General features: G+C 53.5%; 12 protein-coding genes and 1 pseudogene. 11 read left to right on the top strand and 2 right to left on the bottom strand.

Annotated elements, in window-relative coordinates:
- Nucleotides 1-23 precede the first annotated feature (23 nt).
- Nucleotides 24-893 carry a ferritin-like domain-containing protein gene (locus ACA027_RS12090; RefSeq protein ID WP_370678481.1) on the bottom strand — a complete coding sequence of 290 codons (870 nt, stop codon included), beginning with the start codon at nucleotides 891-893 and terminating at the stop codon, nucleotides 24-26.
- Nucleotides 894-1171: 278 nt separating this feature from the next.
- Here ACA027_RS12090 and ACA027_RS12095 point away from each other — a divergent pair, with 278 nt between their 5' ends.
- The 9 genes from ACA027_RS12095 (at nucleotide 1172) to ACA027_RS12135 (ending at nucleotide 12698) form a co-directional block, all read left to right on the top strand.
- Nucleotides 1172-3214, top strand: a complete 2043-nt coding sequence (locus ACA027_RS12095; protein WP_370678482.1) for an ABC-F family ATP-binding cassette domain-containing protein — start codon at nucleotides 1172-1174, stop codon at nucleotides 3212-3214.
- Between the two features lie 177 nt (nucleotides 3215-3391).
- Nucleotides 3392-4009 carry a gamma-glutamylcyclotransferase gene (locus ACA027_RS12100; protein WP_370678483.1) on the top strand — a complete coding sequence of 206 codons (618 nt, stop codon included), beginning with the start codon at nucleotides 3392-3394 and terminating at the stop codon, nucleotides 4007-4009.
- A 156-nt stretch (nucleotides 4010-4165) separates the two neighbouring features.
- Nucleotides 4166-4462 (top strand): hypothetical protein, encoded by a 297-nt coding sequence (locus tag ACA027_RS12105; RefSeq protein WP_370678484.1) that lies wholly within the window; start codon nucleotides 4166-4168, stop codon nucleotides 4460-4462.
- Nucleotides 4463-4701: 239 nt separating this feature from the next.
- Nucleotides 4702-6933 (top strand): NADP-dependent isocitrate dehydrogenase, encoded by a 2232-nt coding sequence (locus tag ACA027_RS12110; protein WP_370678485.1) that lies wholly within the window; start codon nucleotides 4702-4704, stop codon nucleotides 6931-6933.
- Nucleotides 6934-7354: 421 nt separating this feature from the next.
- A complete protein-coding gene (locus ACA027_RS12115; protein WP_370678486.1) occupies nucleotides 7355-7780 on the top strand; it encodes a hypothetical protein in 426 nt (141 codons plus the stop codon).
- Nucleotides 7781-7969: 189 nt separating this feature from the next.
- Nucleotides 7970-8989, top strand: coding sequence for a hypothetical protein (locus tag ACA027_RS12120; RefSeq protein WP_370678487.1), 1020 nt, complete (start codon nucleotides 7970-7972; stop codon nucleotides 8987-8989).
- 20 nt (nucleotides 8990-9009) lie between these two features.
- Nucleotides 9010-10434, top strand: a complete 1425-nt coding sequence (locus ACA027_RS12125) for an MBOAT family protein (protein WP_370678488.1) — start codon at nucleotides 9010-9012, stop codon at nucleotides 10432-10434.
- Nucleotides 10421-11428, top strand: a complete 1008-nt coding sequence (locus tag ACA027_RS12130) for a hypothetical protein (protein ID WP_370678489.1) — start codon at nucleotides 10421-10423, stop codon at nucleotides 11426-11428. Before ACA027_RS12125 ends, ACA027_RS12130 begins: the two co-directional genes overlap by 14 nt.
- 175 nt (nucleotides 11429-11603) lie before the next feature.
- A complete protein-coding gene (locus tag ACA027_RS12135; RefSeq protein WP_370678490.1) occupies nucleotides 11604-12698 on the top strand; it encodes a hypothetical protein in 1095 nt (364 codons plus the stop codon).
- Nucleotides 12699-12780: 82 nt separating this feature from the next.
- Here ACA027_RS12135 and ACA027_RS12140 read toward each other — a convergent pair.
- Nucleotides 12781-13589 (bottom strand): IS5 family transposase gene (locus ACA027_RS12140; RefSeq protein WP_370678491.1). Its coding sequence is split into 2 segments (ribosomal slippage): nucleotides 12781-13259 and nucleotides 13259-13589, totalling 810 coding nucleotides; the frame shifts between segments, so codons are not numbered across the junction.
- Nucleotides 13590-13775: 186 nt separating this feature from the next.
- On the opposite strand from ACA027_RS12140, the gene ACA027_RS12145 reads away from it, so the two are divergent.
- Both ACA027_RS12145 and ACA027_RS12150 read left to right on the top strand, forming a co-directional pair.
- Nucleotides 13776-13916, top strand: coding sequence for a hypothetical protein (locus ACA027_RS12145; RefSeq protein ID WP_370678492.1), 141 nt, complete (start codon nucleotides 13776-13778; stop codon nucleotides 13914-13916).
- A gap of 18 nt (nucleotides 13917-13934) precedes the next feature.
- Nucleotides 13935-14399, top strand: a pseudogene (locus ACA027_RS12150) (nitrate- and nitrite sensing domain-containing protein); the annotation flags it as partial.
- Between the last annotated feature and the right edge of the window lie 53 nt (nucleotides 14400-14452).

The following is a 14452-nucleotide window of genomic DNA, read 5'->3' on the forward strand; positions in this document are numbered from 1 at the left end:
CACAAAATTACGGCGCACAGCGATCAGTTGTGGCCGGTCGCCGGTCGCAACGCCAGCCAGGTTGCCAGCCTGGCAATGGGTGAGCGCAGCACCGCCTCCAGCCTGTGCGGCAACAGCAAAGGCTTGAGCAGCATGCGCACCGCCATTTCGGTGGGCAACTCCCGGCGCACGCGCCCGTACAGGCGCTGGGTCACCGCAGCAAAGTCTCTGCCGTCCTCGGAAAAATAGCCGCCCCTGTGCGCCCACACATGGCGCAGCGCAATATCGCCATCGCTGTCGCGCAGCTCCTGGAGCCGCGCATACAAGGCCCCGGCGATGCGCGCCCGGCCCACGGGGCGCTCGGCCTGCAGCAGCTTGAAATACTGCAAAAAATGCTTGTAGTGCCCCACCTCGTCGCTGCGGATATGGCCCAGCAGCTGGCGCAGCACCGGCTCGCGGCTAAGCTCGCGCAGCGTGTGGTAGTAGGCAGCGGTGCCGGTCTCCACCACACAGCGCGCCACCATTTCCAGGCGCTGGTCGGCCTGCAGCTCCTCCACCGTGCACAGCGGAGCGTATTCGGCAAAAAAGCTGTCATAGGCCTGCTGCCAGGGAAAGGCCGGCCATACCGCCTCCACATAGGCACGCAATGCGCGGCCATGCTGCAGCTCCTCACCCTCCCAGCGCTCGCGCAGCCAGGCGCTGATGCCCGGGTGGTCGGCATAGTGCACCGCCAGGTTGGCGGCATAGGTGTCCGAGCCGGTCTCGACAAACGAGGCGCTCACCAGCAGGTAGAACAGATCCTGGTCATCGGCAATCAAGGCCCGGTCTATGCGCTCGAACCCCAGCGCCTCCACCCGCCAGTGCGCATGCGCAGTTGCGGCGTCACGGTCGGTTGATGAGGAAAGCAGGTGCATGGTCAATGCCGCAGCCGTCGCCCGATGCGGTCTTGAAAATGAAAAAAGTCTGTCATCTTGATGACAGTGCGCCCGCCATCTTGTAGGTCCATGTCGCTGACACACCCGCCAGACATGGTTGCTCACAACTCTTTCATTTGTAGCCTGGCACAGCTGCGCGCAGGCCTCTGCTGCTGCCGCTGAAACGCCATCTTCATGCCACTGGATCCATGCCGCGGAACCGCTGTATTCACCCCGCCGCACGGCAGGTGCTGCGGCGCAGCGATAATCGCTCCCCAATGATTACCCTGAAGAATGTCACCCTGCGTCGCGGCACCAAAGTGGTGCTGGACAGTATTTCCGCCACCATCAACCCCGGTGAAAACGTGGGCCTGGTGGGCCGCAACGGCGCTGGCAAATCGTCCCTGTTTGCCCTGCTCAGCGGCAAGCTGCACGAAGACGGCGGCGACTTCCACATCCCGTCGAGCTGGCGCATGGCCGAAGTCGCCCAGCACATGCCCGAGACCGACCAGAGCGCCACCGACTTTGTGCTGGAGGGCGACACCCGCCTGACCGAAGTCCAGCGCCAGCTGGCCGAGGCCGAGGCCAACGACGACGGCATGGCCATTGCCCAGGCCTATTCCGATCTGCACGACGCCGGCGCCCATGATGCCGTGGCCCGTGCCCAGGCGCTGATTCTGGGCCTGGGCTTTCGCGCCAGCGAGCTGGACCACCCCGTGGACAGCTTCTCTGGCGGCTGGCGCATGCGCTTGCAGCTGGCCCGCGCGCTGATGTGCCCCTCTGACCTGCTGCTGCTGGACGAGCCCACCAACCACTTGGACTTGGACGCCCTGGTCTGGCTGGAAGCCTGGCTCAAGCGCTATGCCGGCACCATGATCGTCATCAGCCACGACCGCGAGTTTCTGGACGCCATCACCAATGTCACGCTGCAAATCCAGAGCGGCCAGCTGAACCGCTACGGCGGCAACTACAGCAAGTTTGAAGAGCTGCGTGCCCAGCAGCTGGAACTGCAGGCCGCCAGCTTTTCCAAGCAGCAGGAGAAGATGGCCCACTTGCAGAAGTTCATCGACCGCTTCAAGGCCAAGGCCAGCAAGGCCAAGCAAGCGCAAAGCCGGGTCAAGCAGCTCGAGCGCATGGAGAAAATCGGCCCCGTGCTGGCCGAGGCCGACTTCACCTTCGAGTTCAAGGAACCCGCCAACCTGCCCAACCCCATGCTGGCCATCAGCGATGCAGCCTTTGGCTATGTGGACGACGAGGGCACAGCCACCACCATCCTCCAGGGCGTGAACCGCTCGGTGCTGGCAGGCCAGCGCATCGGTATTCTGGGCGCCAACGGCCAGGGCAAGTCCACCCTGGTCAAGACCATTGCCCGCACCATGAAGGCCCTGGCCGGCACGGTGACCGAGGGCAAGGGCCTGAACATCGGCTACTTTGCCCAGCAGGAGCTGGACGTGCTGCGCCCCGGCGAAAACCCGCTGGAGCACATGATCCGTCTGGCCAAGGAGCTGGGCCCCGACGCCAAGCAACCCAGCCGCGAGCAGGATTTGCGCAGCTATCTGGGAAGCTTCAACTTCACCGGCGACATGGTGAAGCAGGCCGTGGGCACCATGAGCGGCGGCGAAAAAGCCCGCCTGGTGCTGGCCATGATCGTCTGGCAACGCCCCAATCTGTTGCTGCTGGACGAACCCACCAACCACCTGGACCTGGCCACCCGCGAGGCCCTGGCCATGGCGCTCAACGACTTCGACGGCACCGTCATGCTGGTCTCCCACGATCGCCACCTGCTGCGCGCCGTGTGCGAAGACTTCTGGATGGTGGGCCGCGGCGTGGTGGGCCCCTTCGACGGCGACCTGGACGACTACCAGCGCTACCTGCTGGAAGAATCCAAGCGCCTGCGCGAAGAAGCCAAGAACGCCGAAGCCCAAGCCGCTGCTGCCACCAGCAAGGCCGCAGCCTCTGCAGCCGCAGCTGCGGCACCCGTGGCCATGGCAGCCCCGCCCGCAGCACCTGCCAGCCAGCCCGAGCCCCAGGGCGACCAGCGCGAGCAACGCAAACAGACCGCCGCCGCGCGCCAGCAGCTGTCCGAAAAGACCAAGCCGCTGAAAAAAGAGCAGGAGCAGATCGACAAAAAAATGGCCGTGCTCTCCAGCGAAAAGACTGCGCTGGAGGCCAAGCTGGCCACCCCGTTGCCTCCGGCCGAAATCGCCGAAGCCGGCAAGCGCCTGAAGGCCGTGGGCGATGAGATCGACACGCTCGAAGAACGCTGGCTGGAGCTGACCGAGTCCATCGAAAGCCTGACCCAGGCTGCCGGCCTGGCTTGAGCATGAGTTGTGAGGTGAAGCACATCTCTTGTGCAGCCTTGCACCTCGCGTCTTTCCCTCTCTCTCCATGAAAACGAGAGAGAGGGGCTCCGGCAACGCGCAAGAGCGCACTGAAATGCTCCAGGGAAGGCCCCACAGCCATTGCGCAGATGGCAAAAACGCCTAGCATCGACGTCCATGTTCCCCATCCCCGCAACCTTGTCGCCCCTGCCCGGGCGTGATCCCCAGATCTTTTTGCAGCGCACGCTGCAGCAATGGGGTGGCGAGGAAGATTTGTGGGTGTTTGGCTATGGCAGCCTGATCTGGCGGCCTGACTTTGACTTTGCCGAGCGCCGCGATGCGCGGGTGTTTGGCTGGCACCGGGCGCTGAAGATGTGGAGCCGCATCAACCGCGGCACGCCCGAGCGGCCTGGCCTGGTGTTTGCCATGCTGCCCGGCGGCAGCTGCCAGGGCGCGGCCTATCGCATTCCCGCGGCCCAGGGGAGTGAGACCTTGCGGCTGCTGTGGCAGCGTGAAATGCCCTTGGCCACCTACGACCCGCGCTGGCTTGCCTGCAACACGCAAGAAGGGCCTGTGCGTGCCCTGGCCTTTACGCTGTCACGCCGCAGCCCCAGCTACTGCGGCCTGCTGCCACCCGAGCAGTACCAGCGCATCTTTGCCGAATCCGCCGGTATTTACGGCACAACGCGCGACTACGCCCTGGCCACCTACGACGGCCTGCAGGCCATGGGCATACGCGACCGCGCGCTGGAACAGGTGCTGCACTGGGGCCAGGCCTGGGAGCACAAAGACTGAGGCTTTTCAGCCTTGGGCATTGATACAGCCTGCACAGACAGCTATCAAAAAAGAAGCTGCTCAGACAGCGCCATCTTGCACAGCCGAGCTTGATGCGCATCAACACCGCGCCGCAAGCCTGCCCGTGGCTACAGACAGGCGCCGATAATTCCGCCCATGTCTGAAGCAACTCCCAATCCCTCCGCCACACCCGAAACCCCAACGCCCAAGCCCCGTCTGGTGCGCTGGCTGATTGGCCTGCCCGTGCTGTTCTTTGCCCTGCTGATGGCGCTGGGTTATTTCCTCAACACCCCCGAAACCGAAGCCCGCTGGGTGGCGCGCGAAACCATACGCCTGTGCTGGAAAGAAGTGCAAAAGCCGCCCAAAGAGGGCAAGCCCGTGCATTTCACCGAGGCGGGGGAATGCCAGAAGCTGGAGTTCGACTTCAAAACCCAGTTCGGGGAAAACCCCTGAACTGCGGGCTTGCAGAGGGGAAAGCGCCCCAAACCCGGTGACTTTTGCAGCGCAGCATAAAACACCGTTCCATAGTATGGAAGCTGATGCTAAACTCAAGTCTTATACAAGAGTTGAGCCTGTGACCTTGCCCGGCTCTTGTGTGCGCTACACAGATAGCGCGCCGGGCACTCCCCTGTCCGGTGCAGACACGCCACGCGCGCAGGCGCGTTTTCGAACCCTAGACAACAGATCACAACATGTCTTCATCCTCCAAGATCATCTACACCCTGACCGATGAAGCACCGATGCTGGCAACGTACTCGTTGCTACCCATCGTGCAGGCGTTCACGCGCTCCGCTGGCATCGATGTCGAAACCCGCGACATCTCGCTGTCCGGCCGCATCCTGGCGCTGTTCCCCGAGCTGCTCAAGCCCGAGCAACGCATCGCCAATGACCTGGCAGAGCTGGGTGAGCTGGCCAAGCAGCCCGAAGCCAACATCATCAAGCTGCCCAACATCTCGGCCTCCATCCCCCAGCTGAAAGCGGCCATCAAGGAACTGCAAGGCCAGGGCTATCCCCTGCCCGACTACCCCGATGTGCCCGCCAACGATGGCGAAAAAGACGCCAAGGCCCGCTACGACAAGGTCAAGGGCTCGGCCGTGAACCCCGTGCTGCGCGAAGGCAACTCCGACCGCCGCGCACCGCTGTCGGTCAAGAACTACGCCCGCAAGCACCCCCACAAGATGGGTGCCTGGACGGCCGACAACAAGTCCCACGTGTCCCATATGGACGCTGGCGACTTCTACGGCAGCGAAAAGTCCACCGTGGTGCAAAACGCCGGTAGCGTGCGCATCGAGCTGGCCACCGCCAAGGGCGAAACCAAGGTCCTCAAGGCCGCCACCAAGGTGCTGGCCGCCGAGGTGATCGACGCCTCCGTCATCAGCAAGAAGGCGCTGCGCAGCTTCCTGGCCGCGCAAGTGCAAGAAGCCAAGGACCAGGGCGTGCTGTTCTCTGCCCACCTGAAGGCCACCATGATGAAGGTCTCCGACCCCATCATCTTCGGCCATGTGGTCTACGCCTACTACGGCCCCGTGCTGGACAAGCACGCCGCCGCATTGGCCGAAATCGGCTTCAACCCCAACAACGGCATTGGCGATCTGTACGCCCGCCTGGAGCAATTGCCCGAGGCCAAGCGCGCCGAGATCGAAGCCGATCTGAAGGCCCTGTCTGCCGAGCGCCCCGCCCTGGCCATGGTCAACAGCGACAAGGGCATCACCTGCCTGCACGTGCCTTCCGACGTGATCGTCGACGCCTCCATGCCCGCCATGATTCGCGACTCCGGCGGCATGTGGAACGCCGAAGGCAAGCTGCAAGCCGCCAAGGCCGTCATCCCCGACCGTTGCTACGCCGGCGTCTACCAGACCGTCATTGACGACTGCAAGAAAAACGGCGCGCTGGACCCCGTCACCATGGGCACCGTGCCCAACGTGGGCCTGATGGCCCAGGCCGCCGAGGAATACGGCAGCCACGACAAGACCTTTGAAATCGACCAAGCCGGCACTGTGCGCGTGGTGGACGAAGCCGGCAGCGTGCTGCTGGAGCAGGCCGTCGAAGCCGGCGACATCTTCCGCATGTGCCAGGCCAAGGACGCCCCCATCCGCGACTGGGTCAAGCTGGCCGTCACCCGCGCCCGCGCCTCCGGCATGCCCGCCGTGTTCTGGCTGGACGAAAACCGCGCCCACGACGCCGAGCTGATCAAAAAGGTCAACACCTACCTGAAGGACCATGACACGACTGGCCTGGACATCCAGATCCTGTCGCCCGTCAAGGCCACCCAGTTCTCGCTGGACCGCATCCGCAAGGGCCAGGACACCATCTCCGTCACCGGCAACGTGCTGCGCGACTACCTGACCGACCTGTTCCCCATCCTGGAACTGGGCACCTCGGCCAAGATGCTGTCCATCGTGCCCTTGATGAATGGCGGTGGCCTGTTCGAGACCGGCGCCGGCGGCTCCGCACCCAAGCACGTGCAGCAGTTTGTCGAAGAAGGTTTCCTGCGCTGGGATTCGCTGGGTGAATTCATGGCCCTGGCCGCCTCGCTGGAGCACTTGGCCGGTTTTGCGAAAAACCCCAAGGCCCAGGTGCTGGCTGACGCACTGGACGCTGCCACCGGCCGCTTCCTGGACGAGAACAAGAGCCCCTCGCGCAAGCCCGGCGCCGGCATCGACAACCGCGGCAGCCACTTCTACCTGGCATCGTTCTGGGCCCAGGAGCTGGCCAAGCAAACCAAGGACGCCGCCCTGCAAGCCACCTTCCAGCCCGTGGCCCAAGCCATGGCCGCCGCTGAAGCCACCATCGTGGCCGAGCTGAACGCCGTGCAAGGCAAGCCCAGCAACATCGCCGGCTACTACCGCCCCAGCGTGGAAAAAACCGGCGCCGCCATGCGCCCCAGCGCCACGCTGAACGCCATCATCGGCAAGCTGGCCTAAACCAGCAGCGCCAGCACGCTCGCCCGGCCCCCACTCTGTGGGCCGGGCTTGCTGCCCAGGCACAACAAAGAACCGACCGTCCCTTGCGGGGCGGTCGGTTTTTTTATGGTGTTTTACAACTCATATGCAGGCTACAAACGCACAGGCCGCTATGAAAAACAAAGTTTTTGCGACCTACGCCACGGCCCTGTACCGCTGCCACGACTGCAGCCATGTCGCCGCGCTGGTGCGCTGGTGCGCCGCAGGCCGCCAAAGTTACAAGAGCCCCCCTCTACAGCGTCCTCGTCACCACACAGGTTTGCACACTGCCATAGTAAAAAAAGACCCAATATCACTGATTACAGTGATATGCAGAACCGTACATCTTGAATAGGATTGACACAAATCACCCACAGATGCGCGACCTTTCCACAGGAAAGCTGTGCCGCATGCCTCCATGCCTCATGCACCCCACTTCTTTCTCGACGGTCCCAGCTGCGCGCTGGCCAGTCAAGCTTTCCTGGAAAGTCTGCGGTGGCTGGCTTGCATGCGCCTTGATCCACGCGAGCAGTACCTTATCCCTTATGGCAATGACGGCACGCGCTTCCCCTCTACGGCCGATGCTCCAGTGCGCATGCTGAACGCGGCTCAACAGCAGACCCTCGGCCGTTTTACCAATACCAGGCTGATGAACTTCAACCCGCGCCAGGAACGGCATTCAACTCGCATCACCAAGCGCCAAGCCTCTGCAAACGAGGTTCAGCGGCTCATGCTCCGCCCCCAGAACAACAAGCCTGTGCAACTGCTGGAGCGCACCCCATATATTGAACCATGGTGCACATTATTCATGTATGCCAAAAAGAGCTAAATAAAATGATATAGACGATGGAATTCAGGCGATTTTATTAACATGAATCTAGCTTTCATAAATGATATCTATGGTGATTAACACCATAGATAATAAACAAAAAATCCAAAAACACTTTATAAGATCGAATATATTTTTCAAAAAATTAAATATATTACTCCATTTAATTCGAAATAAAATTTCTGTAAAATGAAAAATCTCGGCTCTGATAATTTAAAACGCCTTCGCCAGCTCCATTCGGAACTTGGGACTCTTAATGCGGCCAATTATGACATTGCTTCGAAGTGCAATTTGCGATGTGAAGGATGCCTATTTTTTGAGGGCGATGAGTATCATGGACATTCCGACTCTCGTTCGGAACTGGAGTGGGACAAGTTCTTTGAATCAGAAGCTAGACGCGGAGTTAATTTAGCGTATCTCGCTGGAGCGGAGCCCAGCCTGGTTCCAGAGCGAATTCGCAGTGCCCAGAGGCATATATCGAATGGAATTATATTCACCAATGGCATCATTCGATTACCGGATGATATTAATTATCGCATCCATATTTCTTCTTGGGGTACAGATGAAACAGGAATGGCCCTTCGGGCAGGGAATATTTTATCTAAAGCACTCAACAACTACAAGAACGACCCCAGAGCAGTATGTATATTTACCATATCAGCACTCAATATTGACAATATTATCCCTATGGCTCAGATGGCCGAGTCTCACGGCTTACCTCTTACGTTCAGCTACTTTAGTCCAACAACACGCTACATTGAGAAAATCCAAAGAAATGAAGGTAACGACAAATCATATTTCAGAATTAGTAATGCAGAGAAAAATCTAGTTATGAGTGAAGAAGATTTTTCTCACGCGCGAGGAGAAATTCAAAAGGCAATTAATCGCTTCCCAAACACCATACGATATTCATTGGCATATGACAGCTGGGTTACTAGTAAAAATCCGTACAACATTGATCCTATAACAGGAATTGCGAATGACTGCGGCGTGCGCCTTACCAAACAATTGCATTTCCATATCGATCATGAAAAAAGTGATGGGAAATGCTGTAGTTCAAACATTGATTGCCGCCAGTGCAGAGCATATGCCATGGGATTGACAACCTATCTTTCCAAGTTGCGCGAAAAATTCAGAAACCCTGAGGATCTTTCAGATTGGATTGAAGTCCGAGAGATGTGGGCAGGTCTATTTCTTAATAGAAAATAAAATTCATTTTTAATTTTAAAATGAGCTTTACGTCATATAGCTTCATCTTTATATTTCTTCCTGCTTCATTGATTTTTTATCAGAAACTCAATAATAACAAAAAAAAATCAATCTACTTTGCAATTTCCATTTCATTAATATTTTATATTGCCAATGATGCACAAAATATCTTGGTACTGATTTTATCAATCACTGCAAATTGGCTATTCGCAAAATACATGATGGGAAAAAAATATCATGAAAATAAGATTATTTTATTTATCTCCATAATATCAAATATATTCTTACTCTCTTTTTTTAAAATTCCACACACTTGGCATTTCTCCGAGACAGCCAATTCACTGCTCCCTTTAGGCATCTCCTACTATACGTTCACACAAATTTCCTATTTAATCGATGTCGCGAAAGGAAATGCTCATGCAACAAATGCTGCGGAATATACGCTTTTTGTAGCGTGGTTTCCCCATCTTCCAGCAGGTCCTTTACTCTCCCACAAAGAGATGCTACCTCAATTTTTACAGGTCTCTGCGCAGGAGCCATTGATGCACCGCTGCGCAGTAGGTCTGACACTATTTTCAATGGGTCTTTTTAAAAAAGTCTGTTTATCATATCCTTTTAATTCTATTCAGGGAGATTTCTTTGCAAGGGCCGCGAGTGGATCCCCTATTTCAACATTGGAAGCTTGGATGGCCTGTATGGCCTTCCTCTTTGAAGCATATTTAGATTTTAGTGGTTACTCTGAAATGGCAATGGGTATTAGCAGGATGTTCGGCATTCATCTCCCCGTTAATTTTCATGCCCCATTTCGCTCAACAAGTCCTGCGGAATTTTGGACTCGCTGGCATATCACTCTTGGTCGATTCATTCATGACAATATTTATCGACCATTAACCAAAAGCAGAAAAATATGGAGGCATTATCTTGCCTTGATGCTCGCAATGATATTTGTCGCCATGTGGCATCGCGTAACATTGCCAATGCTGGCATTTGGATTATTTCAAGGTTTTTTAATCATCTGCAATAATGCCTTTCGTCGATCATCTATTGTTTCACGGCGTGGTGGATTTATTCAGCAATGGCTTGGCAGATTATTTACACTAGTTGTAATTACTTTCTCAGTATGCATGTGGGCAGCTCCTGATATGGAGACATCCATTCATATTATGGTCACCATGCTTGGAGTGAATTCAATAGAAATTAGGCAGCCTGAGCTACACCACGTTTTGTCATTAATGATATCCATCTTTATCTTTTGGTTCTGTCCCTCAATGATGGATTTAATAGCTAAAGAGTTACCTGATTGGAGTTTCCAGAAAAAAAATATACGACCAACTTCTACTCAGTGGAGCCTGAGCGCACCATGGATTATTTTGATATCTTTTACTTTAAGCATATCCATATTAAATCTTTCTTTAGCTAGCGATTTTAAGTATGCTGCATTTTAGTATAAGCCCGAAAAAATTTATACTTACATCAATTTTTCTCACTTCGATTTTTTTATTCTCTATTATTTATATAATATATATCACCAATCCTTATAATTTATGGGAAAATAGAAAATCCTATATTTTCAACACAATAAAATTAGAAATCCCTCAGGAAGATCAAGCTCAATCAGCGATGCTCTCCACATTGCTCCAGGAGCCTGAAATTATTATCATTGGATCATCTCGAGTCAGAAGAGGGATTAATCAGGAAGCCGCATCAAAATTAATGGATTCCAGCGTACTGGTTGCCGGCCTGAATGGATTAACAACAATCCAAGCGAAAGAGTTAATAAGAAAAATGATAAAAACAAAATCCATTAAAAAAATTTTCTTAGAAATAAATTTCATGACCTCAAATCATTGCAAACCAATTTCAAACTTTTCTTTCAAGCATGAGAATATATTAGCCAATCTTCTGAGCTTAGAAAAAATATTCATTCAAACACTTAGAACTATAAAAATAAATTTTTCCACTCCGAGTTTTGGAGTCGGATATTTTGATAACTCACTCAATTATCTTGAATATAACACCACAGGAATATCGCGAAAAGAAATAGAAATAAAAAACAGATACTACTCCATATTTTTAAATTCACAGGAAGAAAAGTGCTCCAGCGAAACCACAAATCATGAGGAAATTGAGGAAATTGAGGAAATAATTAAATTAACAGATCAAAAAAAAATAGTTCTCTCTCTTATGATACTCCCATCATCTGATCAGTGGGAAACCCGCATGCAGAAGAGTCGCTTGCAGAATTCCGCATTAAATTGGAAGAAAAAAATCTCAGATTATTCAAAAATAAAAAACATACCTTTCTACGACATGACGTCTATAACGATAGAAAATACATATCAAAAAATGGAAACCCCATTATTTTGGGACGAACTTCATTTCTCGAATAAATTAGGTTATTTAATTTTAAGAAAAATAAAAAATGATGACTATTTATAAAAATACAAAATTTATGAGAATTCTCAAAATCATACAAATTTAATAAAATCTCTCAATGTGTAAACCGTAAAATTCAATATCGCATATGTATTAAAATAGGCATGACTAGATCACCATAACGCAAACACTACGGATGTAGTTGTATTTATTCACACAATAAAATAATGGAAAAAAAATGACAGAAAGCAGTGACGTAATAAAATTTTCAGATGTCATAAATTTGTCTAAAACACATTGGCGACAATTAATTATTGGGCCACTATTGGGTTTATTAATATCTCTAATCATAATTTCATTAATAAAACAAAAATATGAGGTATCGTTATTTTTAGATCTCCCTTCTGCTCAAGACATCTCTGAAATCACCTCAGAAAAAGATATATTACCAAGATTTGGAAATTCATCTCCAGCAGATATTTATAAATATTTTTCTCGAGAATTAATGTCTGATGAAACAAAAAAAATATTTTTCGAAGATGTTTATCTTCCTTCGATAAAAACAACATCCTCCAATCCATCAGATAAATCAAATTTTATTGACCGCGATTTAATTGATACTCTGAAAATCGCTATTAAGGTGCGCCCTCAATATGACAAAGTTATCGTCGCAAGGAGCCCAACTGGTACTTTCGATCTCTCTCATGTATTAAGTTACAACGTACGTATCCAGGCGCCAACCAGTGCATTAGCCGAGAGCTGGACACATGATTTTTTAAACCAAACCGAAGAGTTGGCTAAAAAACGTTTTTTAAACGATTACATGGCAGAAGTTAATTCCAATTTGACAAAAGCACAAGAAGATTTAAGCTATTACAGATTTTTGGCACAAAAAATCCGGAAAGATAGAGAAGAACAATTACAAGAGGCGTTAATAATAGCAAAAGCAGTTGGAATTCAAGGCCCTCAGTTTATTCTGACTCCATTTCAGCAGATCGATAAAGTGACGCAACATGTCAATGGATCCCAGTTGTATACACTAGGAGTGAAGGCATTAAAGGCAGAATTGGATGTATTAAAAAATCGCGTAAGTGATGATCCTTTCATTGAAGGGCTGCGTGAGAAAGAGATAGAGTTAGAGCGTTTGCAGAAAATAAAAAATAATACTCCTGAATTCAAAATGCACAAAATCGACGGAAACATTAACCAATCCATAAAGAAGATTGAAAACCGTAATTTTTTGATTTTATCTCTAGGTACATTCGTTGGTGCTCTTGTCGGAATATTTAATTTGATTCTTATGAGAAATATTCGAAGAACTCTATTCCCATAGTTAATAGAAAGTTTTATAACTACAGCCGCTATTTCCGACTACAAAGCTACACCACGCCCTGCGACTATCCCTTTAAGAGTGGCTAACACCACCGATCCACGAAGCGCGCGCAGATGATCGCTGCCGCCAATTTCAGCAGCGCTTCGTGGATATCCAGCCGTCGTTCAAAGCGGATTCGCAGCTTGCCAAAGCCTGCAAACCAGCTGTGCGTCCTCTCCACCACCCACCGGTGTTTGCCCAGCCGCTCGCTGCTCTCAATGCCTCTTCTGGCAATTCGGCCCATGATGCCCTGCTGCCTCAGATGGGCTCGGCATCGCTTGAAGTCGTAGCCTTTGTCGGCGTGCAGCTTGGCTGGCCTTTTACGGGGACGCCCTGGCAGGCCAGCAATCGCAGGAATCGCGTCCACACACTTCTCGAACATCTTGGAGTCATGCCTGTTCGCCCCGCTTACCAAGATCACCAGCGGGATGCCTCTGGCATCTACGACGATGTGCCGCTTGGAGCCGAGCTTGCCTCTGTCCGTGGGGTTTGGGCCCGTTTCCTGGCCCCCCGGGGGCTTGGTACCGAGGAGCCATCAATGCTGGCCCGGCTCCAATCGATTTGGTCATGTTCACGCAAGCGAGTCAGCATGGCTTGGTGCAGCTGCTCCCAGACACCAGCGGCGTTCCAGTCGCGCAGGCGCCGCCAGCAAGTCATGCCGCTGCCGTAGCCCAGGGATTGGGGAAGGTCTTCCCATGGAATGCCTGTTTGCAGCACGAACAAGATGCCGTTGAGGGCAGCTTCATCGCTGATTGCGCGTTTGCGCGCACCGCCTTTGGCAGAAGGCACGAAGGCTGGGATCAGGGGTTGTAGCTGTCGCCACAGTTCTTTGCTTACGGGTCGTCGTGCCATGAGGGCAGCGAGCATAACCGCTCTGCGAGGCCCTCTGGAGAAGTGGTGTTAGCCACTCTTAGAGCCGCGTTGATGCTTACCCGCAGTCTGCAGCACCCAGCGCTGCCACTGTATTTGGATACAGCCATGCAAGCCAACGCGTGCTACAAGGCATGAAATTTGCAGAATTTCACCCCTCCAAGTCCGATGCACCGGCCCGCCATGACCAATGCCCTGCACTATCTGACTGCTGCCCGCCGCTGTGAAATGGCCGAGCTGCAGCAGTTACTGCGCACCAGCGCTTTGGTGCGCCAGTTGGCCGTGCTCGTCCATGTGCTGCAAAAATAGCGCGGTCTTTCCAATATCGTGCTGGCCAGCGGGGGCATAAAAGGGCGGGCTGCGCTGCAGACACAGCACGAGTCCAGCGATGCAGCCGCATTGCAGCTGCATGCCTTGCTAGGCCAGTTGGACATGGGCGCCCTGCACGGCGGCCATGGCGCCCGGCTATTCAACCACCTGGCGTATGCGCTGCAGGGACTGGATGCCCTGCCCGGCCTGCGCCGCTGCGTGACCGATCTGACGCTGGATGCCGATGCCTGCACCACCGCCTATATGCGCCTGGTGGCAGGGCTGCTGGCCGTGGTGTTTGAAGCGGCGGACAGCGCCAGCCAGCCCGGCATCTCGCGCCTGATGGTGGCCATGTTCCATTGCATGCAGGGAAAAGAGCTGGCGGGCCAGGAGCGGGCCACAGGGGCTGCCGCCTTTGCAGCCGGCCAGTGCACGGTAGCCCATCAGCAGCATTGGCTGCACCTGATTGAGGCCCAGGAGCGCTGCCTGCAGGTGTTTGTCGACTGCGCCCCCGAGGCCGTGCGCTCGGCCTGGCA

It is taken from the genome of Comamonas sp. GB3 AK4-5 (assembly GCF_041320665.1).
In the GTDB taxonomy this organism is placed as follows: domain Bacteria; phylum Pseudomonadota; class Gammaproteobacteria; order Burkholderiales; family Burkholderiaceae_C; genus Comamonas.